This is a genomic window from Pedobacter sp. UC225_65 (genome assembly GCF_042698365.1).
Lineage (GTDB): Bacteria > Bacteroidota > Bacteroidia > Sphingobacteriales > Sphingobacteriaceae > Pedobacter.
This window is the reverse complement of sequence record NZ_CP170550.1, coordinates 270,335-294,597: the sequence shown is the minus strand read 5'-3', so window position 1 is coordinate 294,597 and position 24,263 is coordinate 270,335. Positions and strand designations below refer to the sequence as shown.

The 24,263-nt window shown below is 36.5% G+C and carries 29 protein-coding genes and 1 pseudogene; 10 read left to right on the top strand and 20 right to left on the bottom strand.

Annotation, left to right across the window (positions count from 1 at the left end):
• Positions 1-86: 86 nt before the first annotated feature.
• The 4 genes and pseudogenes from ACFJIZ_RS01530 (at position 87) to ACFJIZ_RS01515 (ending at position 4,052) form a co-directional block, all read left to right on the top strand.
• Positions 87-1,732, top strand: a pseudogene (locus ACFJIZ_RS01530) (fimbrillin family protein).
• A gap of 66 nt (positions 1,733-1,798) precedes the next feature.
• The gene (locus tag ACFJIZ_RS01525) at positions 1,799-3,253 is read left to right on the top strand and encodes a fimbrillin family protein (RefSeq protein ID WP_379090025.1); all 1,455 of its coding nucleotides are present in this window, start codon (positions 1,799-1,801) and stop codon (positions 3,251-3,253) included.
• Positions 3,254-3,453: 200 nt separating this feature from the next.
• Entirely contained in the window at positions 3,454-3,900 is a 447-nt protein-coding gene (locus ACFJIZ_RS01520; protein WP_379090023.1) for a YceI family protein, read from the top strand.
• Positions 3,897-4,052, top strand: a complete 156-nt coding sequence (locus ACFJIZ_RS01515; RefSeq protein WP_379090021.1) for a hypothetical protein — start codon at positions 3,897-3,899, stop codon at positions 4,050-4,052. Before ACFJIZ_RS01520 ends, ACFJIZ_RS01515 begins: the two co-directional genes overlap by 4 nt.
• Positions 4,053-4,134: 82 nt before the next feature.
• Here ACFJIZ_RS01515 and ACFJIZ_RS01510 read toward each other — a convergent pair whose 3' ends face one another.
• A complete protein-coding gene (locus ACFJIZ_RS01510) occupies positions 4,135-4,836 on the bottom strand; it encodes a peptidylprolyl isomerase (protein WP_379090019.1) in 702 nt (233 codons plus the stop codon).
• Positions 4,837-4,963: 127 nt separating this feature from the next.
• Here ACFJIZ_RS01510 and ACFJIZ_RS01505 point away from each other — a divergent pair, with 127 nt between their 5' ends.
• Positions 4,964-5,218 (top strand): hypothetical protein, encoded by a 255-nt coding sequence (locus ACFJIZ_RS01505; RefSeq protein WP_379090017.1) that lies wholly within the window; start codon positions 4,964-4,966, stop codon positions 5,216-5,218.
• A gap of 121 nt (positions 5,219-5,339) precedes the next feature.
• Here ACFJIZ_RS01505 and ACFJIZ_RS01500 read toward each other — a convergent pair whose 3' ends face one another.
• Positions 5,340-6,554, bottom strand: coding sequence for a serine hydrolase domain-containing protein (locus ACFJIZ_RS01500; protein ID WP_379090015.1), 1,215 nt, complete (start codon positions 6,552-6,554; stop codon positions 5,340-5,342).
• Positions 6,555-6,792: 238 nt separating this feature from the next.
• On the opposite strand from ACFJIZ_RS01500, the gene ACFJIZ_RS01495 reads away from it, so the two are divergent.
• Positions 6,793-7,152: a DUF2200 domain-containing protein gene (locus ACFJIZ_RS01495; RefSeq protein ID WP_379090013.1), complete on the top strand. Its 360-nt coding sequence runs from the start codon at positions 6,793-6,795 to the stop codon at positions 7,150-7,152.
• 42 nt (positions 7,153-7,194) lie between these two features.
• On the opposite strand, the gene ACFJIZ_RS01490 is transcribed toward ACFJIZ_RS01495, so the two are convergent.
• Positions 7,195-8,334, bottom strand: coding sequence for a hypothetical protein (locus tag ACFJIZ_RS01490; protein WP_379090011.1), 1,140 nt, complete (start codon positions 8,332-8,334; stop codon positions 7,195-7,197).
• A 64-nt stretch (positions 8,335-8,398) separates the two neighbouring features.
• The gene (locus ACFJIZ_RS01485) at positions 8,399-8,956 is read right to left on the bottom strand and encodes a multiprotein-bridging factor 1 family protein (protein ID WP_379090009.1); all 558 of its coding nucleotides are present in this window, start codon (positions 8,954-8,956) and stop codon (positions 8,399-8,401) included.
• 341 nt (positions 8,957-9,297) lie between these two features.
• Between ACFJIZ_RS01485 and ACFJIZ_RS01480 the strand changes: the two genes are divergently transcribed.
• From ACFJIZ_RS01480 to ACFJIZ_RS01465, 4 genes are all read left to right on the top strand, one after another.
• A complete protein-coding gene (locus ACFJIZ_RS01480; RefSeq protein WP_379090007.1) occupies positions 9,298-10,800 on the top strand; it encodes a TlpA family protein disulfide reductase in 1,503 nt (500 codons plus the stop codon).
• 112 nt (positions 10,801-10,912) lie between these two features.
• Positions 10,913-11,548 (top strand): hypothetical protein, encoded by a 636-nt coding sequence (locus ACFJIZ_RS01475; protein ID WP_379090005.1) that lies wholly within the window; start codon positions 10,913-10,915, stop codon positions 11,546-11,548.
• Positions 11,549-11,828: 280 nt separating this feature from the next.
• Positions 11,829-12,527: a sensor histidine kinase gene (locus tag ACFJIZ_RS01470; protein WP_379090003.1), complete on the top strand. Its 699-nt coding sequence runs from the start codon at positions 11,829-11,831 to the stop codon at positions 12,525-12,527.
• 4 nt (positions 12,528-12,531) lie between these two features.
• Complete coding sequence (locus tag ACFJIZ_RS01465; protein WP_379090001.1) at positions 12,532-13,278, top strand: LytR/AlgR family response regulator transcription factor; 747 nt, start codon at positions 12,532-12,534, stop codon at positions 13,276-13,278.
• 28 nt (positions 13,279-13,306) lie between these two features.
• Here the strand turns inward: ACFJIZ_RS01465 and ACFJIZ_RS01460 are convergent, their stop codons facing one another.
• From ACFJIZ_RS01460 to ACFJIZ_RS01385, 16 genes are all read right to left on the bottom strand, one after another.
• Positions 13,307-14,095 (bottom strand): AAA family ATPase, encoded by a 789-nt coding sequence (locus ACFJIZ_RS01460; RefSeq protein ID WP_379089999.1) that lies wholly within the window; start codon positions 14,093-14,095, stop codon positions 13,307-13,309.
• 95 nt (positions 14,096-14,190) lie between these two features.
• Positions 14,191-14,595 carry a hypothetical protein gene (locus ACFJIZ_RS01455; protein ID WP_379089997.1) on the bottom strand — a complete coding sequence of 135 codons (405 nt, stop codon included), beginning with the start codon at positions 14,593-14,595 and terminating at the stop codon, positions 14,191-14,193.
• Positions 14,573-14,881, bottom strand: a complete 309-nt coding sequence (locus ACFJIZ_RS01450) for a hypothetical protein (RefSeq protein ID WP_379089995.1) — start codon at positions 14,879-14,881, stop codon at positions 14,573-14,575. The genes ACFJIZ_RS01455 and ACFJIZ_RS01450 overlap by 23 nt, the downstream gene beginning before the upstream one ends.
• Positions 14,882-14,940: 59 nt before the next feature.
• Positions 14,941-15,663, bottom strand: coding sequence for a LytR/AlgR family response regulator transcription factor (locus ACFJIZ_RS01445; protein ID WP_379089993.1), 723 nt, complete (start codon positions 15,661-15,663; stop codon positions 14,941-14,943).
• Positions 15,664-15,755: 92 nt separating this feature from the next.
• Entirely contained in the window at positions 15,756-16,412 is a 657-nt protein-coding gene (locus tag ACFJIZ_RS01440) for a hypothetical protein (protein WP_379089991.1), read from the bottom strand.
• A gap of 19 nt (positions 16,413-16,431) precedes the next feature.
• A complete protein-coding gene (locus tag ACFJIZ_RS01435) occupies positions 16,432-16,890 on the bottom strand; it encodes a hypothetical protein (RefSeq protein ID WP_379089989.1) in 459 nt (152 codons plus the stop codon).
• Between the two features lie 32 nt (positions 16,891-16,922).
• Positions 16,923-17,576: a hypothetical protein gene (locus ACFJIZ_RS01430; protein WP_379089987.1), complete on the bottom strand. Its 654-nt coding sequence runs from the start codon at positions 17,574-17,576 to the stop codon at positions 16,923-16,925.
• Positions 17,577-17,621: 45 nt separating this feature from the next.
• Positions 17,622-18,338 (bottom strand): cellulase family glycosylhydrolase, encoded by a 717-nt coding sequence (locus tag ACFJIZ_RS01425; protein WP_379089985.1) that lies wholly within the window; start codon positions 18,336-18,338, stop codon positions 17,622-17,624.
• Positions 18,308-18,550, bottom strand: a complete 243-nt coding sequence (locus ACFJIZ_RS01420) for a hypothetical protein (RefSeq protein WP_379089983.1) — start codon at positions 18,548-18,550, stop codon at positions 18,308-18,310. Before ACFJIZ_RS01420 ends, ACFJIZ_RS01425 begins: the two co-directional genes overlap by 31 nt.
• Positions 18,551-18,698: 148 nt before the next feature.
• Positions 18,699-19,376 (bottom strand): hypothetical protein, encoded by a 678-nt coding sequence (locus ACFJIZ_RS01415; protein WP_379089981.1) that lies wholly within the window; start codon positions 19,374-19,376, stop codon positions 18,699-18,701.
• A gap of 204 nt (positions 19,377-19,580) precedes the next feature.
• The gene (locus tag ACFJIZ_RS01410) at positions 19,581-20,279 is read right to left on the bottom strand and encodes a hypothetical protein (protein WP_379089979.1); all 699 of its coding nucleotides are present in this window, start codon (positions 20,277-20,279) and stop codon (positions 19,581-19,583) included.
• A gap of 396 nt (positions 20,280-20,675) precedes the next feature.
• On the bottom strand, positions 20,676-21,248 hold the full coding sequence (locus ACFJIZ_RS01405; RefSeq protein WP_379089977.1) for a hypothetical protein: 573 nt from the start codon (positions 21,246-21,248) through the stop codon (positions 20,676-20,678).
• 11 nt (positions 21,249-21,259) lie between these two features.
• Positions 21,260-21,937 carry a hypothetical protein gene (locus ACFJIZ_RS01400; protein ID WP_379089975.1) on the bottom strand — a complete coding sequence of 226 codons (678 nt, stop codon included), beginning with the start codon at positions 21,935-21,937 and terminating at the stop codon, positions 21,260-21,262.
• 15 nt (positions 21,938-21,952) lie between these two features.
• Complete coding sequence (locus ACFJIZ_RS01395; RefSeq protein WP_379089973.1) at positions 21,953-22,357, bottom strand: hypothetical protein; 405 nt, start codon at positions 22,355-22,357, stop codon at positions 21,953-21,955.
• A gap of 287 nt (positions 22,358-22,644) precedes the next feature.
• Positions 22,645-23,391 carry a hypothetical protein gene (locus tag ACFJIZ_RS01390; RefSeq protein WP_379089971.1) on the bottom strand — a complete coding sequence of 249 codons (747 nt, stop codon included), beginning with the start codon at positions 23,389-23,391 and terminating at the stop codon, positions 22,645-22,647.
• Between the two features lie 206 nt (positions 23,392-23,597).
• Positions 23,598-24,251: a hypothetical protein gene (locus tag ACFJIZ_RS01385; RefSeq protein ID WP_379089967.1), complete on the bottom strand. Its 654-nt coding sequence runs from the start codon at positions 24,249-24,251 to the stop codon at positions 23,598-23,600.
• Between the last annotated feature and the right edge of the window lie 12 nt (positions 24,252-24,263).

Here is a 24,263-nt window from a genome sequence, read left to right as displayed (position 1 = left end):
TCTTATCGACGCTCAGTCTTTAAATTATTACATCACCAAAAATTGCTGGAAACAGCAACAGAAAAATCAAAAAACAATTTTAAAAAATGAAAATCAAACATCTACAGATTACAGGTATGCTTATGCTTGTGATGTTCGGTACTGCCTGCCGGAAAGACAAAACATCTATTGCTCCTCATGAAACCCAAACCGCTGTCAAGTTTTCATCAACGATAAATGGACAGATCCAAACAAATGCTGTTGACAACAGCTGGAGTGCCAACGACAACATCGGTGTGTTTATGAAAACCGGTACCGGACTATCGAACGTAGTTTCGGCCAATAAAACCTACAGTACGCCTGGTGATGGCACATTTGCTCCTGCTGCTACCGACCAGACACTTTACTATCCAGCGGATGGCAGTTCGGTAGATTTTATAGCTTATTATCCCTATAAACAAAATCTTACTGCAAATAAGTACATCGTTGATGTAAGCAGTCAAAGTTCCCTAGCTGCCATTGATCTATTGTATACGAACAATGCGGTTGGTTTGAACAAAAACAATAGCAATGCCAACTTGATCTTTACACACCAACTGTCGAAAGTTGAGTTTACGGTAAGAAATGGCAATGGAGTTGCAGACTTAAATGGACTTGCGGTAAATATATCGGCCTTAAAAACAGGTGCTGAGTTTGATCTGGCTACGGGTAGCTTAACTGCGCAAGATCCAACTGCCAGCATTACCTTGAAAACAAGTGCTAAAAGTGGCGCAACACTAGCAGAGGCCATTTTAATTCCAACCACCAATGAAACTGGCACACAGGTAGTTTTTAGCTTGGGTACAAAAACATTTACCTGGAAATTACCTACCAATACCAAGTTTGAAAAGGGCAAAAAATATACCTACGACATAGAGCTTACAACCAGTGGAAATGGTAACAATGGTACGGCAATATCAGCAAGTTCAACCATTACCAATTGGACAGACGTACCTTCTGGTACTTATTCGCTTGACCAAGAAACAGTAACAACAACGCCAATCAGCTCTAGCTATATGGAAACACCTGCTATTGCAACAGATGAAAATACGGTTTATGTATCGCACGGTTTTCCGGGAAGGACCAATGTGAGGAACTATGCCATGTTATACGACAAAAAGTATAAAGTGGCCTACTGGGTAGCTTATCCAATGCATGCGTCTTACATTGGTAGTTCTGGTCGTACTGATGCATGGGGTTACGACCCTGCGATTGCACAGGCAGACCAAGTGAACTTGAGCAGTTCTTTTGGTAATGGTTATGACCGTGGTCACCAGATCCCAAGTGGCGACCGTACTGCTACAAGAGAGTTGAATGCTACAACTTTCTACTATTCGAACATGACGGCGCAGGTATCGTCAATGAACCAAGGATCTGGAACAATCTTGAACAACAGGTAAGAACATGGACTGCACAAAGTGATACACTTTATGTAGTTACAGGTGCATCTATTAGAAGTAAAACAGACCAGACCATTACTTATTCAAAAGGACCTGCCATACCTAAATACTATTATAAAGCTTTGGCCATGAAAAAAGGTGATACCTATTATACCATTGCCTTTAAGATCAACAACGAGGTTATCCCTTCTGGTACTTCATACAACAATTTTAGGATGAACGTAAGTGACCTAGAGAAAGAAACGGGTTATACTTTCTTCCCTAAACTACCGAACGGATCTAAAACAAGTATCGACGGCAACATCTGGAAATAGACAAACAAACTTTTAAAATGAAGCCTCCATGTTATACTAGACTTGGCTTCATCACTTTTAAAACCAATGAAAATCAATAATTATATACTCATGAAAAATCAGCACATCCTATTGGCATCAGCGTTATCGCTGTTGGTAATGAGCAGCTCCTGCAAAAAAGAAAACACACCCGACGTGGTGGCACCAAATGCTAATGAAGTAAAGTTCTCGTCGATCATTAACGGACAGACTTTAACCAATGCGGCAAACAACACTTGGGAAGCCAATGATGCCATCGGTGTATTTATGAAAAGCGGTACAGGTTTGTCAAATGTACTAGCAGCCAACAAAAACTACAATACCACGGGCGATGGTAATTTCAGACCATCTGCAACTGACCAGACCATTTATTTTCCGGAAGATGGAAAAACAGTAGATTTTGTAGCCTACTACCCTTTTAAACAAAGTCTTGCCAGCAACATTTATCCAGTTGACTTGAGCAATCAAACTCAGCAAGGTAGCATTGACCTTTTATATTCGAATAATGCCACAGGTTTGAGCAAAACAAACTCAAATGCCAGTCTTACTTTTTCGCATCAGCTGGCTAAGGTAGAGTTTACCGTAAAAAATGGTGAGGGTGTGGCCAATCTAACTGGTTTAACTGCAAGTTTGGCGGGACTAAATACCAAAGCAGATTTCGACCTTGCTACCGGTTTATTGGGCAATCCATCGCAAACTGTTGACATTGAGGCAAAAGTAGGCACAAAAAATGCACTTGTTGTGGCTGAGGCAATCTTGTTACCAGTAGCTGATGCGAGTGCAAAACTGGTTACCTTTACCTTACCTGGTGCCAAGTTTAAGTTCACTTTCCCTGCCAATACCAAATTTGAGGCTGGCAAAAGATATACTTACGAAATAGAACTGAAAAACGTAGTGGGTACAACTCCGGTTGCAGCTGCTTTAAGCGCAGAGATGACCGATTGGACTACTGTACCTTCTGGATCTTATACTGTTGGTCCGGATGAGGTAACACCCCCCGTTACTGGCGTTGAAGAAGTGGTATATACCGAAACCTTTGGTGTAGGTGCTGCAAGTTCGAAACCAAAAGTAAGTGCTTATACCGGATGGGCAAACAGCGCATTTACTTTTAGTGATAGTTTTGGTACTGCCGACCTAAGGACCATTAGTGCTTATCCTGATAATATCCACGTTTGGTTACCTGCTTCAAAAGATGCTTCACTTAAAATTGAGGGTATCAAATTAACAGGTTACCAAAAACTTAAGTTGAAATACGATCTTGCTCCAAATGCATCGTCATCGAGCTCGGCTTCTGATTTTAACGTAATTACGGTAAAGGTAAATGGTGTAGCGATTACTGTTCCTAGCCGTCCGGTTGGTTTTGCAGACAACAATAAATTCTCTACCATAGAGCTTACTGGTATTACACCATTGGCTAGCAATACCATCGAGTTTATCGGTTCTTTGGCTACCAACAATTTGGGTATGCGATTGGACAATGTGGTGATCATTGGTATCAAATAGGTATTAGCTAAAAGCAATCTATATCATCGGGCACAGCAGTTTAAACTGCTGTGCTTTTTTTTATATGGCTTTTGAGGGCATGAACCACATCAATTAAGTCAACGTTGTTGATTTTACAAAATTTACATTTTTATTTACAATAGTTATCACCTTAAGTTTTAAAGGGGTAGTTAGGTTTGCTGCATCAAAATCTAAACTTTATGATCAAGTTAACTCAAACCCTATTCTTGTTGTTGCTGATGCAATTAGGCGTACAGGCACAACAACGCTACACTTTAAACAACAAAAAAAGCAAGATCTTATGGAAGGTCGAAACCATTGGCAAACATCATGGCGATATCTTGTTCAGCAGTGGCCGATTGGACTATTCGTCTATTGGCCAACCCACCACAGGGTATTTCATCATTGACATGAAAAACATGCGCAGCAATGATCGGCCTACGCCTCAAGGCAGAGCACAGATAGATGCCCAACTTAGGTCTCCTGATTTTTTTGATGTGGCACACTATGCTTCTGCAACCATGGATGTGAAACAGATTACTTCTACCAGCAACCCATTGATCTTTAAAGTGAAGGGCAACCTGACCATTAAGGGATCAGCAATCCCGTCGAGTTCAATGCTTCCATCAATAAAAAAGCGGATGTGATTAGCGTAAAGGCCAATCTGAGCATTAACCGAACGAAATGGAACATTGACCACAAGCCTGACCCTAAGCCCTTAGATTTATTTGGAGTGATCAAAGATAAGATGATGACGGACGACATCCTGATCACCTTAGACCTGCTCTTTGCTAAATAAGGTTTTATCGTTTTTAACTATTGAAGGCTCTTTGGAGAGAGAGTCTTCAATGTTATATGATGAAGAATAATTATGACCAATATTAATTTGTGGCCAACAATGCTTTTACGTCCTTTTTAGAGAGGATAGAAACTTTAGTAGTAATTTTTACCAATGGGCGGTCTGCTTTATCTTTCTGTGCACTGGCAATGCTTTCTAAAACCTCCCAACCTTTTACCAATTGACCAAAAACTGTATAGTTTTGGTCTAAGGTGGGTGTACCTCCTATTTCCTTATAAACTTTTCTGGCTTCTGCCGAGAAATGGAAGTCTTTGCCAATCCGTTTTTCTATTGCATCCAACTGCGCGTCTGTATATTTTTTACCATCAACCACGTAAAACTGGCCCAAAAAGGATGATTTATCTTTATTGTCATCACGGCCAGCCGCCAAAGCTCCCTTTTGATGGAATAGCGCCACATTAAATTCGGCAGGAAGTCGTTTGATGGTTTCGCCCTTCTTCTCCATTGCAGCATAGGCCGAATCTGTTTCACCACCTTGGATTACAAAACCTTTGATCACTCGATTGAAATCGTAAGTGTTAAAATAGCCCTTTTTGGTCAAGTTGATAAAATTGGCCGTATGGTTTGGGGTGTGTGCCGACAAACGAAAAACCATTGTACCTAAATTCGTTGCTATCTTTACATAAGTATCAACAGTGGAAGTCTTGTTAGCTTGCGCATTAACAGATGAACTACTGATCAGTAAGAATAGTAAAATGCAAAAGGTTTTTAGTGGCTTCATCATCAAAATGGTTTAACGGTTAGCAACGAATGTAGAAAAAATCCATTGCATCAGAAAATCAATTCAATTGCTTAATAGTTAAGAATTATACAAAATTTGTTAGCTTTAGGGCTTACACACAATGCCCCACATGAAATACCACTACCAGCTCGTTTCTAAAACCAAGGTACGGATAGAGCTCATCCCAGAAGACAAAAAAGAAATCGGAATATTCGAAAGTTTTGGGGAAAATGAAAATAATGATCAACTGACCGAATATTTTCGGGTAGGTTTGGCGGCCTATAACACCGGAGCTATTTTAGTACGAATCAATTTCATGCAGTTTCCTAAAGTTGCACTCTGCAGTTTCGAAACCATTAAAAAAACAGCGCCTAGTCTCATCTAAATGACCAGCGGATATGATGCTACTTTCTATCCGTTATAACCATATTGTTTATGGCTTGGGTATTTCTGCTTTGTTGTGGAAATAGTTTTACATCGATAGAGCATTACAATCCTAATCATCGTTATTTCTGTTGGTTATAAGCGGTATAACCCTGCCATTTCCATGGGATACAGGTTTGGCCAATCAGGGTTTCTATAAGCTCCTGAAATATCTTTTCGCCGTTTTCACTATTGGCCATAATGATGATTGAGATACCTTTGTCTATAAAATTGATATTGTAATTTCTCCATGAGCCTCCATTTCCTTCTTTGAAAAATGCTTTTCCATATCCACAATCCAATAAGCCCCAACCCAATCCATAAGACAAATGGATAGCATCGTTTTCTGTTGTGGTTTGGGTTGTTATGGGTGGAAATTGGGTTTTTGAATGGATGGTAACCTGTGGCGAAAGCATCTGGTTATACATTTTTTCGCTTAGTCCTTCTTGTTGCATCACATTTGCAATAAACTTGGCATAATCGGCAATGGTTGTTACCATAGACCCTCCTGCCACTGGTTGGGTGCGTTTCTTTTTAAAGTCTATATCTCCATTGTTAAGATGGCCCACGGCTACATTGTCGTCGCCAAAAGAATCATGCCAGATGAATCCTGTTCTTGTCATCCCTAATGGTTTAAATATTTTTGTCTGTGCCAGCTCGTCGATATTTTTTTGGGTTATCTCTTCTACTACCATTTGTAAAAGTTTAAATCCTTCGCCCGAATAAGCGTATTTGCTACCAGGTTTAAAATAAATCTTGATCACTCCTAGCGAATCGTATGCCGGATTTACTTCTGTAGGATTAAACCACCTTACATTAGGTAAGCCTGTGGTATGGCTCAGGCACATCCTTGCGGTGATCAGTTTCCATCGGTCATCGTGCTGTAAGTCGGCAAAATAGGCATACGCTGGTATCGGCTTTTTTAGGTACTGGTAAAGTGGTTTGTCTAGATCGATTGTTTTTTCTTCAACCAATTTCATCATCAGGTATCCAAATACGGCTTTGCTGAAAGATGCACCATACACAATTGTTGAGGTATCTAGGCGTGTACCTTGAGGTTTGTTCCTAAAACCATATGATTTAAGAAATACCGTTTTGTGATGGTTCAATATGGCTACGTTAAGCCCTTGAACATTAGCAGCTTCCATTAATGTATTGATTCTGCTGTCTATTTCGGCAACAGATACTTTACTGCCATCTAGTTTTTCGATATCATTTGATTGACCAAGTACAGTGCTACTAACCAGCAAAAAGAACAAGACAGCTTGGTAAAAAAAGAAGTGTTGAAGTGTTTTCATATCGGGTATTTTTTTGTTACCCAAATATCTTTTCTATTTGTTTTTGCTACAACGACATTTGCCTGTCAGTTACCCGACATTTAGTGGGTAAAATGGATAAATCGGCTAAAGTAAATACTAAATTGGTTATTGGGTATGATGTTGAGCCCTATTTATTGGACCAACAAATGATCGGTCAGTTTTTATTGGCAAGTTTTAAGAGTAAGCCTTATCTTTGGTTAAAACAACATTACAAGCCATGGATACAAGTAAGCACGATGAGCGCATTGCCAAAATGATATTTGGTTCGGTTTATCCACATTATGTTAAAAAAGTGGAAACGAAAGGCAGGACCATAGCAGAGTTGCACCAAGTGATAGCGTGGCTTACTGGTTTTGATGAGCAAAAACTCCAAGAGCTTATTGAAAAAAGGGTTACGTTCGAAACATTTTTTGAACTGGCTACACTCAATCCAAATGCGCATTTGATCACCGGGATGATCTGTGGTTATCGTGTAGAGGAAATCCAAAATCCATTAACCCAAAAGTTAAGGTATTTAGACAAGCTAATAGATGAATTGGCAAAGGGACGCAAGATGGAAAAGATTTTGCGGGCTTAAAATCTTTTTAAACCTCATTTTTTTGACCAATGTATAATGTTGTTAACTATACTTTTTTAATAATTTATCATTCAATTCTCCATTAGGGTATAAGTTAATAAGTCTAGTAACAAGCTCCTTTGTTTTTTCGTTATCATTTAAATGCAAAAGGTTATTTGCCAAATAATAATATCTTGATGCTTTTGGAAGTTCTTTTAAGGCAAAGTCAAATTTTTCCTTATCAAACTCTTTATAGATGATCAATTTATTTTTCAATTGACTAAACTTAAAGGTTAAGTATAATTCAAGAAACTCATTATACTCCTGACTTATCAACGTAGCATAATCAACATTCTCTTTATTAAATTCAATAACATTATTTATTTTTTCTGGAATTTTACTACTAAACATTGTTGATGTTTCTGCTTTGTGGTCTAACAAAAAATATCTAAGAAACTCCTTCTTACTTCCAAATTCGATTTCTGATTTTGTGTATTGATACAAAAATGGACTTATATATTGCTGCTCTTTAGCTAATCCACTTAATAATTCGGTTGATTTATTGTTTAAATTTTTAATGGCATTATCGATGTTTTTGATATCCTTTAATGTTGGATCAAATCTCGAATCTAATACTTCATCGAGTCCACCATCTAATTCAAATGTAGTTTGATAGTACGCTGAACTGTAATTATTCTCATTTAAGAATTTAATAGATGTTTTACCATAACGTTTCGTTTTTGTCAGTTCAACATTTGTTTCTGTTCCTGGTTCTATGAGGTATGTAGTTATTGGGTAATCATAGAATTTTTTGCAATATCCCCTATAATACTTATCAGTTAAGTTTTCAAACACTACATCGTTTCTTAAATCCAAAAACTTCCGCTCTGGCGTTAGAAAAACAATGAATGGTTGGTCTACTTTATCAAAGGTGTATTCAAAGCTTTTATCAGGCGTTAATACTTGAAAACCTTCTGTAGTGGAGTATGGAGAATGGAATGTAAATGTGGCGAAGTAAACGGTGTCTGTGGGCCAATCATGAACTTTACCTTTAAGGGTGGTCTTTTTTGTATTTAATTCGTTTTTGAATGGTGTTTTTGTAGGCTGTTGATTGCAGCCCAGCATGAATAAGAGAAATATTAAAACCAACCAAAAAGAGATTTTTTTGAGTTGAAAGAAATTTGAGTGTATGAATTTCATCATCGTTTGAAGGTGGTTTTAATAAAGTAAGTGAATAGAAATATTTTATTTGAGACGCTATAAGTTTTCATTTTTTGAGTTGTATGGAATTTCCATAGAAAAGAATAGAGAGACCTATTAGTGAGAAAGGAATAGCTCCACTAAACACCGCTGTAGCTATACTTACTTGGAAAAGCAAGAAAATAATTAACAGAATAAATCCACTTCCAAACTTAACAAGTCTGATCGCACTCGTTGTGCTACGTGTTAATGATACGATAAAGTATGGGAGTAAAATGCACAGGCAAAAGGCACCTATTCTGGTGTAGGTATTTGCACCGTCATAAACCGTTAAGTAGATGATAATGCCTGCTATAGTTATATTTAATAAAATTATAAATAGGGTATTTATAATCTTTTGAACAAGGTTACCAAAATCATTTTCTTCTACTTGTGGTTTTAATTCATTGTGGTCGATTTCCAATACGCCAAAAATCAAGTTTATAGTGGTTTCTCTCGGTTCGGTTAGGTCATTTTCAATTCTTTGTATCGTTCTTAAATTGACCTTTGCCATTTCGGCCAATTCCTCTTGAGAAAGTCCTTTTTTCATGCGGACTTCATAGATTATCTTTCCTGTTGATTTCATAAATGTGTTGTTATGTATGGTGTAAAACTATGAAAATCAAGGAATACTCCTGCAGGATTTTGTTGACTTTTGGCGACATTCCCTTGACTTTTAATGACATTTATGGGACTTTAGTAATCATATGTTAGTGAAGCTAGTTACCAACGTAAGTCTGTTTAAAAATCTAAATCAATTTTGCGCTGAAACGTAATGGCCATATTCTCCGTTACATTAAACATTTTGGCCATCTTCAAATACTGTACAAAACTATACTTCTGCTATTTCAAACCCAATCTTTCCTGTTTTAGGGTTTTGAATTTGCTATTATTGTTACAAGTTTGATAAAAATTAAACCTAACACTATGCAAAAGATGATCCTTACATTTCTCAGTTTCATTATTGCCCTATCTACAGTAAATGCGCAAAAAACAGATGCACCTACCATAGTGGCGGGTGCAGCCAAATTAACAGGAAAGATAATCAGTCCAAATAACACAGGCAAGGATAGCATTTTTGTAAATCTTACAGTTTCTAATCCAATTTCGGGAGAATTTGTTAAATATAAAGCGTTGGTTGATCCATCAGGGAGATTTTCTATTGGTGTCGATATGGAAACAGATATTACTCTGGCTCATCTAAACACAAGTTTAAATGCTGAGAATCCCCTTCTCGTGAAATTGACAAGTGATGGTGTTACGAATATTGAAATTTCTTATAATTCTAGTGATGATATCAAAAATATTGTCGTTACACCTGCTATGAGTCAAAATGACATGACTGAAAACTTCAAGGTAATAAGGGAAATGATTGAATATATATCAGACAGAGCACCACAACCTTTGTATAATAAAAGCACAGATGAGTTTCTAGTCCATGCTAAAACTACCTTGTTAGAAAGATTGGAGATTGTAAATAATAATCCATTGTTATCAAAAGAATTAAAAGAAATACTGGCCAAAGATTTTCATTTATGGTTATATAACGCATATGTATTTAATTACGAAGGAGCGATCATCAGCAATTATCGCAACACAAGTGATGATAAAAGTGGAACACCTGATATCCAAAAGATCGATAGAACCTATTTCCGTTTTTTGAAAGATTTTAAGCTCAATGACCCACAATATTTACGATGTGTAACATTGCTGGAATTTCAAAAAGAAATTCTTCGAAATGAGACCCTAGGGTTGCCCTTGATTGGAGAAAGTGACATTCCTTCATGGTTGGCAAGCGTGAAATTTATTTTATCGGATTTGGTCGGATTTGACAATGGCCCATACTATGATATTTTAGCAGCTAATGCTTATGGCAAGCAGTTAACTGAAGAAGTAAGACCGCTAACTGAAAAGCAAAAGGAACAGATTACCAATTATTGGAAAAATGGAGAAATTGCAAAAATATTATTTCGAAAAAACGAAAAGGTTATTGAGTTAAACAGGTTAAAATCACCCCTTGTAGTAAATGACATCTCGTCGGTTCCTAACGATAAAATTATCGAAACAATTCTCGCTAAACACAAGGGCAAGGTTGTGTTTATTGACCTCTGGGCAACATGGTGTACCCCTTGTCTGAATGCAATGCAGGAATTCAGACCTGCAAAAAACGATTTACGGGATAAGAATGTAGCATTTGTGTATCTAACAAATGGCTCTTCTCCTCTAAAGCTATGGGAAGAAAAAATCAAAGGAATAGGTGACCAACATTATTACCTGAAAGACAAGCAGTGGGAATATATCATGGACCATTTTGGATTCGAAGCTATTCCGTCTTATCTATTATTTGATAAAGAAGGTGTGCTTAAAAATAAATTTACGGCCTTTCCTGGAAATGTGAAAGTGAAAGACATGATCAATGGTCTGTTGTAAATAAATACTGTACAAAACTACACTTCTGCTATTTCAAACACGGCCCTTCCTGTTTTAGGATTTTAGTTTTGCTATTATTGCTGCAGGTTTGATGAGAATTAAACACAATATTATGAAAAAGATCATCTTCACATTTCTCAGTTTCATTATTGCGCTATCTACCGTAAATGCTCAAAAAGGTATCAACTTTAATCGCAACTACGGTGCTGGAGGAAAGCTAATCATGAATATTGATAGTTCAGCCAAAAATGTTTTTTATGCAATTGGATTCCCCAATCAGCCCCGCACAAACCTTAGTTATTTGTCAGATGTAAACAATGTAAGTATCCAGATTAATTTTAGAAAGAATATTAATATACAGCACTATCGATATACCATTTTAGTGGATAATAAACCAATAGTGGTAAATAAGTCGATTAACATGGCGCAGCTGAAAGATACCCACGCAGGCGGTGATGAAGAAATATTCCGCTCCACAACACTTGGCACTTTCCCTGTAAAAGGCAAAATTATTACCACATTAATCTACAGCATTGAAAAGCCTCTTGATATTGATAAAGCTGTTTTTTATGGCAAACCTATTCCTAAAGCAAAAATCAAAAGTTTTTCAAAGCTTACTAAAGTTAAAAAGGGCTTTAAGTATAGCTGGGTAAAAGATCCAAAAGAGAAAACAAACTTTACTTTCTCAGAAAAAGACTTGGAAATAACCCTAGTAAAAGACAGAATTAGATATAGACTATCTCTATAAGACTTCAATAAAAGATAAACAAACAAATAAAATAATTTTCGAATCAAATACTTGGAATTATGGTGGCATCATTGATGAAGAACATGAGGCTTTACCTAATATAGATATCGACAAGAATATTTTCAAAAAATCGGGAGATTATGAAATTATTATTCAACCTTCTATTAAATGGACCAATTGCCTTGATTGTGATATTTCACCAAAAGAAATAGAAAAATACATAACCAGACATACGCTTTCCATAACTCTAGATGAAGAAAACTATACCCAAAAAGAGGTTTTGATTTATACCTTTATCGTCATATCTTCTATTGGATTAGCCTTTCTTGTTATTCTTTACATCATCAAAAAAAGAAACAAAAAAAAGTTGACAGAAAAAGAGCAGCAAAGAAATACAGCAAAGCTTCAATTGAACTCCATTCGTTCTCAACTCAACCCTCACTTTCTATTTAATGCACTCTCTGGCATTCAAAATTTAATGAACAAAAACGAAATAGACAATGCCAATAAATACCTTGCTAAATTTGCCCGCTTAACACGTAACGTATTGGATGATAAAGAACTGATCAGTTTAGCACAAGAAAAAACATTATTAGACGATTATCTACAAATGGAGCAATTGCGGTTCGGCTTTACCTACGAAATTAACCACTCCGAAAACTTAGATAACATAGAAATACCAAGTATGCTGCTACAACCTTTTGTAGAAAATGCGGTGAAACATGGCATATCGCAAAAAGCGGCCGATGGAAAAATTATGGTCGCATTTATTAAACAGGAGAATGATTTGGTATTAACGGTTACTGATAATGGCAATGGATTTGACACCAAAAAGAGGCATGATGGTTTGGGTCTGCAATTAAGTGACAGTAGAATAGCACTCTTAAATAGTATTTATAAAGAAAATCGCTTTATTTTAGCCATACAAGCAACCGCAAAAGGCACTAAAATAAGTTTAACATTAACCGATTGGCTGTAAGATAATGAGGGCAATTTTAATAGACGACGAAATTTCCAACTTAGAAAATCTGCAGACTTTGCTAGAAAAGCACTGTCCGCAGGTTAATATAATGGCAACAGCACAAAATGTGAGTGATGCGGTTGAGGTGATTGAAAAACATTTGCCCCATTTAATTTTTCTGGACATCCAAATGGGCAAACAAACAGGTTTTGACGTACTAAAATTGCTTCCTAAGCGTAATTTCGAAGTTATATTTGTTACCGCTTACGACCAATATGGCATAAAAGCTGTAAAATTTGCTGCCTTAGATTATCTCTTAAAGCCTATAGACATTGAGGAATTAATAATTGCCGTAAACAAAGCCGACCAAAAATTAACGGCACAAACTCAAACATCGCAGCTTGATTTTTTATTGCAACAGCTTAAAAAACCTGAGGCGGCTACCGGCAAAATTGCCCTCCCAATGCAAAACGAAATCAGATATATTCCTTTGGCTGACATTGTACGTTGCGAAGCAGATAACACTTATACTTTTTTCTTCTTGGCGAACGATGAAAAAATCTTGGTTTCTAAATCTTTAAAAGAATATGCTGATCTACTGCGCCCCAACGGATTTCTAAGAACCCACCAAAGCCATTTGGTAAATCCAAAATATGTAAAAAGCTGGTTAAAAGAAGACGGTGGTGTGCTACTCTTAACATCTGGAGAAAAAATACCTATTTCTAAACCCAACAAAGACACTGTAAAACAAGCTTTGCAACAGCTTTAAGAAATTACCTTAAAAGACCAATTGACAGCTACATTCTATCATTCTGGAGTAAATAACGAATGTGATTATCACTGTCTTGAATAAAGTTGGCATAGGATTTATAAAGCTCCGTTTCTTTATAATTTTTAATTGTTATTCCTGTCTGACCAAACTCATAGATTACAGATTCAGGATAAGCTATCAATATTGGAGAGTGGGTAGCGATAATAAACTGTGAACCTAAACCTATCAGTTCGTTCATTTTGCAGAGCATGGCCATTTGGCGTGTAGGCGACATCGCAGCTTCAGGCTCATCCAAGATATAAAATCCATTTCCTCGAAGCCTGTGCATAAACAAGGCCCAAAAAGACTCACCATGCGACTGTTCGTGTAAAGACTTACCACCATAAGAATCTATAATCTTCGGCCCCATTCCATGTTTATCCAGGTTTTCAATTTCGGTACTGAGGTTGCAAAAGCTTTCACTTCTCAGAAAAAAGCCATCCGTATGTCGCCTTGTCCCTCTCGATGTCCGAATAAATTCATGTAAATCAGAATGGGATGCCCTTGTATTGAAATTAAAGTTTTTTGTTCCGCCCTCGGCGTTAAATCCAGAAGCAACAGCAATGGCTTCTATTAAGGTAGATTTGCCCATGCCATTTTCGCCAACAAAAAATGTTACTTGAGGGTGAATCTTAAGCTTCTTTAAATCTTTTAAAAAAGCAAGATTGAATGGGTATTGATTAGACATAGAATCCGTTACCTGAAATTGATATTTTTCGGGATAAAACCCATTTGTTGCCTGGGCTATACACCGGGATGTTGCAGCTGTTTCCATAATCTATTTCTAGGCTTGTGATTAAAATTTCGACCTCTGTTATTTCAGTACCAAAGGATAAATCAATTCGCGGTGTTACCGATACTTTTTAACATCTATTTCATCAAGTGTACAATTAAATTGTGCCATAATTCTGTACTTGGTATAGTCATAAACAATACGACCTCAAGTGTCCAACAACATAAAAAAAGGAAATAGGGACTTTTTAAAACAGGCTTTTTACATTTAACCTTTTCAAAAAGCATAATGGTTATACTTACTATAAAAGGAAGAATGACAGCAAGCAACAGTCCCAGTCCTGGTTTTACTTGATTGAGCAACCTGGACATTCCAGGATTGAGCACAACCAATGTAGCGGCTATTAAAAAAGCAACATGCCAACGTATATTTCGTTTGTTGGCCATTGCTATTAGGTAATATACTGAAAATGAAATCGCATCAAGCAATCCGATAAATGCAGTTACAGCGGCATTGCTTTCAGAAACACCAATTTCTCTCATCGTTTGTTTTCTTACCAGCATAAGAATTGTGATCACCAGTACTGGGGCAATCAGATAAGATCTTGCCCATTCTGTGGTGCAGGTCATATTTTTTGCGGCGAATAAGAATAGGTTGTACCACCATCAAGGCCAGCCAAAAAACAAAAGCAATAAAATGGATATGGATAACAATCGGATATTTATCCGTATCAGGCAGAAATTTGATGTAGGATTTAAAAAAACCAGCGATCGTGATTACCATGACCGCCGTAAAAAACCATACTAGCAGTCTATATTTTGTTTCCATATGAATTGCTTTTAAGGCTTACTATTTTGAACAGTTTATAAGGTTTTCACAGTTTAAGTTTAAAATAATTTTTGTAGCAAGGCTTCTTTTCTATGGGCGGACACTTCTACCTCTGATCCATCGATAAGTTCAAGGGTTCCACCATCGCCTTTGCGATATTTTATAACATAACTTAAATTGATGATCACAGAACGGCTTATACGTGTAAAGAACTCATCGTCCAATAGCTGTTCATATTCTTTTAGGGTCTTAGATACCACTATCTTTTTACTATCTACCAGTATAAACACACTATAATTGCTCATCGCTTCGACCCTGATGATATTGGATCTATCAACAACGTATACACCTTCGGCAGTAGTTAAGGCTAAGCGATTGCTATTCACTTTCTCTTTTTTTAAGGTTTTATAAGTAGACTTTTCCACTACCCTTTTCCTTAACCTGATAATGGCGGTTTTCAGTTCTTCTTCATCAATTGGTTTAAGCAGATAATCTACCGCACTTAAGCGAAGTGCCTCCAGCGTATAACTGTCATAGGCAGTCGTAAAAATCACTTCAAAATCGAAACTGCCTAAGCGCTCCAAAAACTGGAAACCATTCATCCCAGGCATTTCTACATCCAAGAAAAGAACATCGGGTTTAAGCTCAACAATAGCATTTAATGCCTTGGTGGGCTGATTGAAAATACCAACAACCTGCAACTCATCTTCAAAGAATGCCAGTTTTTGGCTCAGCAATTTGCTTCCCTTAACCTCATCATCTAATATTGCTGCTTTTAACATAATCGGCCTTAAATTAAATTTTAATAATCTATTGATGTATTCCACACTAAGTTAATCATTAATAAGATTGAAGTTTTCATTATCTTCTTATTTCAATTTACCTGGTCTAAAATGCCATAAGTAGCACCCTCGCTGGGATTTTTATATACATTGATTACCACTAACTGGTTGCCGTATTGTACAAAAACCCGGTGCGAAACCAACGATTTAACACGCCCGGGGGCATTCCACTTATAGCCGGCCATATTGCCAACCAAGGTATATTCGCTAAAATTTGCGATCAAGCCTTTTTCGCCAGTAATGCTAAACTTATTACCAATAAACTGATAGCTGACCCGTTCTACCACATTTGAGTTTTGCTTATGCAGTATACCTGTATAACGATTACTTTTTAACTGATTGCCAAAAATCTTCTTTTGAAGCTTTGCAAACGTTCTGCGTCCGCTTACCGTTTCTCCATTGATCTGGTAAATTTCTTCGCCACCTACATATCCAAGTTTTAAAGTACCATTAACAAGCGAGTACCTGCCCTCGCGTATTTTGCCTGATACATCGAGCATACGAAAAGCGTTGTTTTCGCCAAAATCTACAATAAATGGTGTTTTAAAAGTACTGGTTGCCGAGCTGGCATAGTAGCCTGTAATGCAGTAATCTTTAAGGTCTGTTGTTTGACTGCTTGACTTTAATGAAGCCAATAAAACTAGCAGGAAAGTTAGGTATTGTTTTGAATATGCTATTAGATTTTTCATGGTAAGCTATTTATAAATTCTAGTCAATAATAACAGGATGCGTATCATCGTAAACCTTAATTGTTGCTGTACGTCCATCAACTAATGCTTTAATGGTAAAATATTCTTCCCAATTTCTGTTGGTTAAATCAATGTCTTTAAGTTCCCAATACCCAATACTGTTGGCAGTTAAGGGATATGTTCTATTTATCCTGTTTATTGGCCCTTTACCCTTACTAATGGTTTCTTTCTGAGGATTAACTAGTTTTTCGTAATAAGCACTGGTAATTTGAATTTTAAGTTTCGCATTAGGTTCTGTATAGCCATAAATCGAGTATCTGCCTCTTACCTTTTGCCCGTTTTTTGGAAAATAAATTTGTAGGCGAGGTACATGATTAGCTTGTTGTATTTGAGTTACTTCCGGCTTTACCTTCATTTTTACTGGAACTGTTTGAAAGATTCCAAATAAAATGCAACTGATGATGATTAAAGTTTTCATAAGCTTATTTTTTTAAATCAATACGTTAAAATTTAGAAGGTGTATTTGATGCCGATACCACCATTTTCTGCAGAAAAACCACTGCTAGGACTAAGCATATATCCGGGAACCCAATCTGCACTAATAGCAAATGGCAGTGTCTTTATTTTATACTCTAGGCCAACTACGCCAGATATTCCAAAACTAGTTACGCCGTCTATATTGCTATCTTTCCAGCTGAAATGGTTTACATGACCACCGCCGCCAATAAACCAACGCAAGCCTTCTACTTCTTTAATGTTATTGTGATATTCGTACAATGCTGTAAAAGCAATATTGCTACCTAAACCACCTGCGCCATTGTATCTCACAATGCCTTCTAAGGCGTGTTTATCTGTAAGGAAAACTTTGCCAGTAGCAGAAATACCGTAAATAAATTTTAAACCTATTGCCACTTTGTAGTTAGCAGTTACACCGTTTGCATTAGTTTGTTTAACTGTCTGGTTTCGAGGTTTTACACCTGTTTTCTCATCAGTTTCTACAGGTTTATTTGTAGTGGTTTTGGAGCTAGTAGGAGTTGTAGTCGTTTTCTTTGTCGGTGTGGTTTTAGTAGTAGTAGCTTTTTTAGCGGGCTTTTTGGTTTGTGCTTGCGCAGTTAAGCCTGCAATGCTTAAAATAGTTAATAGAATGATAGATAAATTCTTCATGATAATTTCTTTTAGATGTTTAATTGTGATGATTTGAATGTGGTATTATGGGCAAATACGTTTCGAAGTATTTTTAATAGAATTTACATCGTCTATGGAGATCACTTTACCACCATTTGCTAAACCATTGTACAAGCCATCATTTGTCATACTTAGTTGGTTGTTGGCGCCTGGATTGTTATTAAAACCCCACCACCATGCGATGTAACCAAATTCATTGTCTTGGCAAAGTTTCATCAACAACCTATAATTGATGTTGTAAGTAAGTCCGTTTTGAATATCGGCAATTGCCAACTCGCCGAATACAATTGGCAAACCAGTCTGTTTCAATGCAGTAAAATCAGCTGTTATTTTAGCATCAGAATAGTTGCCGAAAGGCCCGTTGGTTGGCCAATAAGCATGTACGCTAAATAGCAAGTTATGTAGGGGGTCGGCATCCATTAGTGCCTGTCCTTTGTATAAGAAAAATACATGGTCCTTGCCCCAATTTGCAGCGTCAATCATTATAGGGCAGGTATAACCTGCATTTCTCAAGGTTTTAACAGCGTTAATATTAGCATCGGCATAACCTGCATCAGATGCCGAGCCATTATCTGGCTCGTTTGCAATATTTAGGATGATTGATTTCTGGTATTTTTGAAGCATGCTTTTTATGCCGGCACTTGTCCACCATTGAGCGGCTTGTTGCAAGTCTGCAGCTGAGTTTGCGCTTCCGGTAAAGTCATGCAGCTCTAAAATCGGATCATACCTTTGGCAATGCATGAAGTAATTATAGGTTCTATTTTGGCTGCAGTTAGCGCAGTAACCGCACCGCCATTTGCCCAATCTTTATAGTTTCTTTCTAATACAATACGTACATTGTTCGCTCCAGTTTTTTCAATTTCTTCTATCTCCTTTAAACCGAAATTTAAGGCATAAACGTTACCCATGTTTACACCTCTTAAAATCACTTTGTTACCGCATTTATCGGCCAAGTATTTACCATCTACTATGTGTAAACCTTTGGTAATATCTGTATCTGGCGTTTTACGATCTTTTTACAGCCAATGCAAAAAGCAATGGCGAAAATTAGGACTAAACTTATTTTTAATGTTTTCATGGTTATAAGTTTTAATATGATAATTATTGATCTTTAGAAAGTGTTCCATATAACAAGGACTCGGCATTAGTACCTCCGCTTTTCAACCGAACTATCGTAAGTTTGCCATCTACCATAAGAAAATACCTCAAGACATTATTTATGGAAGATATTGCAAATACATTATTAATAGGATTTAACACATAATCAAGCTGAGGTTGTCCGTTGTAACCTTCTCCGAACTGTGTTTGGTTAAAAGAGTAACTAAATGGGAATGCAGTATTAACCATATATGAATTTAACATACCACTATAATTACCCGTAAATTGGTTTGTACTTGGAAGTTCACGAAGTTTCACGTTTTGAATCTCAGAGGTAAAGCCTTTGGTATCAATTACACTCCCGTCTTTAATTGTAAATCCTAAAATTTGATCTGAGGTGGTTATTGTTAACTGATCATTAGTTAAGGTGTAAGAACCCTGAGTTGGAGTTGCATTGCTTGCAAAGCTGTATATCTTTATTTTTCCTTCATTTTCGAATAAAACTAAAACTGGCCAGTTGAAAATTCTGTTCCCAGCATACGTTTTAGTTGGAGCCTCCCAAGTAATAAAATGTTTTGTTAAGTCAATTTTTGTTTCTTCTGGAGTTACTTCATCTTTCTTTTTGCAGCTAACAACTATTAACAGCAACATAATTGACAGATATAGTTTTAAATTTTTCATGATGTAGGTTCTTTAGTTGATGTTATTGTTAGTCAAAAGAACAGCTATTAGCTATAAGATTTTTTGATAATGAGTGAGTTGATAGTTTTAATGAGTGAATAGGGTTATAGCTTATCGGAGGCCTTTGTTTGATTGACCAAAGCAGGCATGGAAAATTGAAATTGGTTAATGTCCCATCGGTTTGTCGAAATGTTTTTTTTATTACTAAGGATTTTTAGTCGCTATAAATAGTTCATTTTTCCTTTCCAGAAGCATAATTGGTTTGTCTATACTTTTCCAATTAGGAAGAGATACCGCCATGTAACTCCCATCAACTGTTTTGAAACCAATATTTATTAGCTCAGAAAAGTAAGGTCCAACATTGTTCCATAATAATGCACCTCGATCTGAACTTGATCTTGCTTTGATACTAAAAGGAATACCAGTATTAATTGTATTAAAAGGAGCATTGCTAGGTATCATTTTATAAGAAAGGCTTGTAAAGATAGGTGCGGCTCTTGTCTTTACCATTGTAGCATAGGCAAGCTCGTTGCCTTGTCCATTATAATTGAAACTATACGATTTTAAAATTAACTTTCCAGTTCCATCTCTCTCAACAACAAAGTTATAAACCGCTTTTCCATCACCGTAGTAATCAATACTGAATGCAGATTTTTTTGCCTCTACATTTATCACCTTATTGCTTTCAAAAAGATGCGCTTGGGCCTTTATAGCCGTGTTATCTTCAGTAAAATATAATATCATCATCTTATTGGGACCAATTGCATGTTCGGCTACAATGTAATAGTCCAATAGCTCTTTGGTTGCTATTTCTTTAGCTACTTCATCTTTCTTTTTACAGCTTACTAATGCCAGTAACAATAGTATCGGTAATATTTTCTGAGCATTTTTTAAATTGTTCATAACAATGTCTTTAAAATGATTTTTTTAATTACTTACCCAAACTTATCTATCCTGATGCGCCTATTTTTAGCTAATGATTGAAGCACACTTACCAATGAGTGAAGCGCCCTTTAGGATTAGCGAAAGAAAGATTTGTTTATTTTACTCAATTAAATTGAAGCGCAATACCAATGCAGAAATTAATGTTGGCCCCCGCTTTTTGCTCTCCCGATAACCTTCGGTTGTATCGGAATCCGCGGCAATCGGGGCTAGAGAACAAAAAGCGGTGCAAATTTATGCGCTTAGCTAGCAGGATGTACAAAAGAACCAATGCCTTTGTACTATAAACCCGATTGCAAAGCGGGGTTACAATTGCCATGCGCTATTCGCATCGTTTTTCAAATCCTTTTATGCTCGTTATAGATTTCCTTTTAGTTTCTTTTTAATCTCTTTTGGTGGTATTGGCTGTGGATTAAGGATAATTTTATCTTTAGGAAGAATTACTTTTGGTCCTTTATTTTGATCTGGGATTTTATGAGATTCTATTGTTGAATAGATTCTATTTATTTTCACGTTCCATAAACCTGATCGTTGGTTAAGGTATTCTTGATAGATAAATAGACCATAATTGGTTTTCCCTTCAACCATTTGCTTGCCCTGTATGGCATAAGGTAAGGGTGCTACGGATAGATTTGCAAAACTCCAACTTCCACCTTCTCCGAGGTTTACTTTTTTGATTGTTTTGTTTGTGTATAACTTTGTATCGCCTTCCATATAATATGTTATTTGCAACTCGGCAACCACTACCGATTTTGGGTTCCAAACATTGGTGTCAAAATATTTAAATGGTATCCCTTTAATATGGAATGGAAATTTTTCTGATATCGTTATTCCTGTCGGAATGCCATCAACTTTTGGAGTTGCCAACGTTTGAGCAAAACTAAATGTAGTTAAGCTCATTAGAATGATGTATAAAATATATTTTTTCATAATGTTCAATTTTAAATCAATCCAAATTTGTAGAAGTTTGCGTCTTCACCTTTCATCAACATAAATGTTCGTAGTAAACCTTTGTAGTTTTCTTTAATGCTTAGGGCAAAATAAGATTTACCATCAAGCGTACCTTTCCAGGCTCCGCGAGAAATTTTTGTATAAGTGCCTTTATTAGCAGAAATGCTCCAACGCCAATTATTGGTATTTTTAAAAAAGGATAAGCCATTAGGTTGGTTTATATTTTCGTAAGTGTAATCTTGAATGTCAAAATCACCTTGTATATCAGATAATTTAGAAATATAACTGGCCTCTACACTCATACTTATATCTGCTTTATTGATAAAACTTACACTCTTAAAGCTTAAAGTTCCGTTTACATCTTTAGCAAAACTAAATTTGTACGTTGTGCTGCCATTTCCAAGTTCATCAAAAGTGAAACTATCGTTTTTAATAATTACTCTTTGCGTTTTTTTAATATTTAACCCCTCTAGTGCGGCTATAATTTCATTACCATTACTGGTAAAATAAAACACCCGCAAATCTGTACCCATTTGATTTTTAAGTGTTACCACTAGCTGATAGTTCGATAATTCGCTTGCTGCAATGGTAGAATTATCCTTATTTTTTTTACATGCTATAAAGCTTAGCAGCAATAAAAGCATTGGAATCATTTTTAAAGTTTTCATATCGCAGATCATATTTTATTGAACTGTAAGTACACCGTAATAATGGGTGGTTTGAGTTGATTGGGAATAGTAGAGTTTACCATCGGCCAAAGTCATGAGATGTAACCTACCTTCGTTACCTGTTTTTGCAGTGGCAACCCCATTATTTTGTAAGGTGTAATCTGCGCCTGTACCGGTTTGCCCGAAACCATCAATACTTACGGTAAATTTACCTGCTGTGGTAAATTTGATTAAACACGATTTGCCATTGGCAAGGCCATTGGTCGCGACTGTGCCTTTAAAGTTTTTACCTGCAAAAGCATCAGCATCAGGTATTTTTTGTAAATGATAAGTGATGATACCTGGAAAATCGCAACTTGTAATTATACCATTCGCAATTTTAAATTTGTAAGATTGATTATTTGCATGAGTAATACGCAAAGATCATCTGCATACATATAACTACCAGAATTAGATGAACCTACGGAGGAACTGTTAACTTTCATTAGTGTTCCGAAAGTGTATACATACCCATTACGTATACTATAAGAATCGTATTCTCCAGTAATATAATATTTAGTAAAATCGATATCATTTGCTTCATTTTCTGTTTCCTTATCTTTTTTACAAGATGCAAATACAAATATGACAGAAAACATTAGGAGCGTTTTTGACAGGATTTTTTTTGAAGTTTTCATAATTATCTTCTTAATTATATTTAAATATGTTTATTGTAACCAAGCCACCATTTTGGTGTACATTTTATCGGTCCAATTGCCACCGCAATGACTGTTGCAATTGTTATCGGTTACGCCTTCACTTTTGGCTTTGATAGGTGAGTTTGTTGGAATTTGATCGTAAAGTGCTTTGCCGTTAAAGTCGCCTTCATTGTTCCCGCTACAGTTAATTGCAAAAATTGGGATTTTGAAATTTTGAGCGTTCCAGGTTCCGCTTCCGCCGCAGGCGCCCAAAACACCTTTGGTATAACTAAGCGTTGTGTTTGCCGAGATGTCTGAGAACAGCATAAAGGAAGTATAAGAGAAACCACCCACCACTGATTTATTTTTGTCGATGCCGTATTTGCCCGAAATACCTACAATGGCTTTGTTAAAATCTTCACCCATTAACTTGGCTCTGGTATTCCAGTCGGCACCTGCGGCTGGCTTTTGATACCTTACAATAGCAGCAGCATAGCCATTAGCAGCAGCTTTTTCACATAACTCCGTTTCCGAAGCTCCGTTAATAGCTCCTTCAGTTGGATTATTTTCATCGTTACCGCTGCCTACAACTAAAATGCCTTTAAAGTTGGTAGTGTTTAAATCAGTAAATATTTTGTAGGTAATGCCGTTTGCAGTTTCAGTGACCTGTTTAATATTTCCTTTAATCACTTCTTTTTCTTCGGCAGGAGTTTTATCTTTTTTACAGGCTATAGCTACAATGATGATGCACATTGGTATGATTAATAATTTTTTCATGGCCTTATATTTTAGGTTAACTATTTTGTTTACCCAAACTTACCCGCCTTAAACATTACATTTTTTAACAATGATTGGAGCATACCTATAATTGAGCGAAGTATGGCTATGTATGAGTGAACAGACCTTTTGACAGGTGCAGAAAAACCATAAAAAATGGGTTAAACGCATCCACGCTTAACCCAATTATTAATTAACCTATTTTTTTAATTTTTGTTATACAGAATTTGTATGGTGCGTTTATTATAAAAGTCGGTTGGTATAAAGCCCTCGCTTGCCTTAGCGCCAGCAATGCCTCCAACTATAAAAGTTGCCGCGAGCTTACAATTTCCATCGTAGTATTTTAAAGTACTCGAGCAATCTTTGCAGTTTGCTTTCTCTTTTGGCACTTCATGTTCAAAATGATACAATATTTGGTCTTTTATGTTCACTTGTAAAACACGTAACACACCCGTTTTATTTAACGAATCAACATTGGTAATTGCCTTTGCAATACAAGTAGGCACAGCTGGCAGTTCTTTTCCAAGTTTCAAATTGGGGTAAGCACCCTTGCCAAGTTCTAAAGCAGTGTAGCCGTGCCTTATATACGCATTCGGACCTCGACCCATAATAAAACTGGCAATTTGATTGCAATTGTTATCGTAAAAAACAGTACCATTAGGGCAATCCATACATTGTCGTTTGCTGGTGACAGCAAATTCGTAAACAACCCTATTGCCTTTTAAATTTAGTTGCCTAACAAACTTGGTGGAGGTAAGATCATTTACCCTATTTAAGTTTTTGATGCAGATTGGTAATTCTTGTGCCTGTGCAAAAACATTTGCTAAAAGCATAACGATGAGTATGATTGTATTTTTCATAACGGATAATAT

What these genes read in the sequence shown, in the direction of transcription:
- ACFJIZ_RS01440 (WP_379089991.1), bottom strand. Translation starts at nt 16,412, where the DNA reads ATGAAAAATCTAATAGCATATTCAAAACAATACCTAACTTTCCTGCTA.
- ACFJIZ_RS01400 (WP_379089975.1), bottom strand. Translation starts at nt 21,937, where the DNA reads ATGAAAACTTTAAAAATGATTCCAATGCTTTTATTGCTGCTAAGCTTT.
- ACFJIZ_RS01385 (WP_379089967.1), bottom strand. Translation starts at nt 24,251, where the DNA reads ATGAAAAATACAATCATACTCATCGTTATGCTTTTAGCAAATGTTTTT.
- ACFJIZ_RS01445 (WP_379089993.1), bottom strand. Translation starts at nt 15,663, where the DNA reads ATGTTAAAAGCAGCAATATTAGATGATGAGGTTAAGGGAAGCAAATTG.
- ACFJIZ_RS01450 (WP_379089995.1), bottom strand. Translation starts at nt 14,881, where the DNA reads ATGGAAACAAAATATAGACTGCTAGTATGGTTTTTTACGGCGGTCATG.
- ACFJIZ_RS01485 (WP_379090009.1), bottom strand. Translation starts at nt 8,956, where the DNA reads ATGAAATCAACAGGAAAGATAATCTATGAAGTCCGCATGAAAAAAGGA.
- ACFJIZ_RS01455 (WP_379089997.1), bottom strand. Translation starts at nt 14,595, where the DNA reads ATGAGAGAAATTGGTGTTTCTGAAAGCAATGCCGCTGTAACTGCATTT.
- ACFJIZ_RS01490 (WP_379090011.1), bottom strand. Translation starts at nt 8,334, where the DNA reads ATGATGAAATTCATACACTCAAATTTCTTTCAACTCAAAAAAATCTCT.
- ACFJIZ_RS01500 (WP_379090015.1), bottom strand. Translation starts at nt 6,554, where the DNA reads ATGAAAACACTTCAACACTTCTTTTTTTACCAAGCTGTCTTGTTCTTT.
- ACFJIZ_RS01425 (WP_379089985.1), bottom strand. Translation starts at nt 18,338, where the DNA reads ATGCATTGCCAAAGGTATGATCCGATTTTAGAGCTGCATGACTTTACC.
- ACFJIZ_RS01435 (WP_379089989.1), bottom strand. Translation starts at nt 16,890, where the DNA reads ATGAAAACTTTAATCATCATCAGTTGCATTTTATTTGGAATCTTTCAA.
- ACFJIZ_RS01410 (WP_379089979.1), bottom strand. Translation starts at nt 20,279, where the DNA reads ATGAACAATTTAAAAAATGCTCAGAAAATATTACCGATACTATTGTTA.
- ACFJIZ_RS01460 (WP_379089999.1), bottom strand. Translation starts at nt 14,095, where the DNA reads ATGGAAACAGCTGCAACATCCCGGTGTATAGCCCAGGCAACAAATGGG.
- ACFJIZ_RS01520 (WP_379090023.1), top strand. Translation starts at nt 3,454, where the DNA reads ATGATCAAGTTAACTCAAACCCTATTCTTGTTGTTGCTGATGCAATTA.
- ACFJIZ_RS01415 (WP_379089981.1), bottom strand. Translation starts at nt 19,376, where the DNA reads ATGAAAAATTTAAAACTATATCTGTCAATTATGTTGCTGTTAATAGTT.
- ACFJIZ_RS01480 (WP_379090007.1), top strand. Translation starts at nt 9,298, where the DNA reads ATGCAAAAGATGATCCTTACATTTCTCAGTTTCATTATTGCCCTATCT.
- ACFJIZ_RS01525 (WP_379090025.1), top strand. Translation starts at nt 1,799, where the DNA reads ATGAAAATCAATAATTATATACTCATGAAAAATCAGCACATCCTATTG.
- ACFJIZ_RS01390 (WP_379089971.1), bottom strand. Translation starts at nt 23,391, where the DNA reads ATGAAAAAATTATTAATCATACCAATGTGCATCATCATTGTAGCTATA.
- ACFJIZ_RS01505 (WP_379090017.1), top strand. Translation starts at nt 4,964, where the DNA reads ATGAAATACCACTACCAGCTCGTTTCTAAAACCAAGGTACGGATAGAG.
- ACFJIZ_RS01465 (WP_379090001.1), top strand. Translation starts at nt 12,532, where the DNA reads ATGAGGGCAATTTTAATAGACGACGAAATTTCCAACTTAGAAAATCTG.
- ACFJIZ_RS01430 (WP_379089987.1), bottom strand. Translation starts at nt 17,576, where the DNA reads ATGAAGAATTTATCTATCATTCTATTAACTATTTTAAGCATTGCAGGC.
- ACFJIZ_RS01475 (WP_379090005.1), top strand. Translation starts at nt 10,913, where the DNA reads ATGAAAAAGATCATCTTCACATTTCTCAGTTTCATTATTGCGCTATCT.
- ACFJIZ_RS01405 (WP_379089977.1), bottom strand. Translation starts at nt 21,248, where the DNA reads ATGAAAAAATATATTTTATACATCATTCTAATGAGCTTAACTACATTT.
- ACFJIZ_RS01510 (WP_379090019.1), bottom strand. Translation starts at nt 4,836, where the DNA reads ATGATGAAGCCACTAAAAACCTTTTGCATTTTACTATTCTTACTGATC.
- ACFJIZ_RS01495 (WP_379090013.1), top strand. Translation starts at nt 6,793, where the DNA reads ATGGATACAAGTAAGCACGATGAGCGCATTGCCAAAATGATATTTGGT.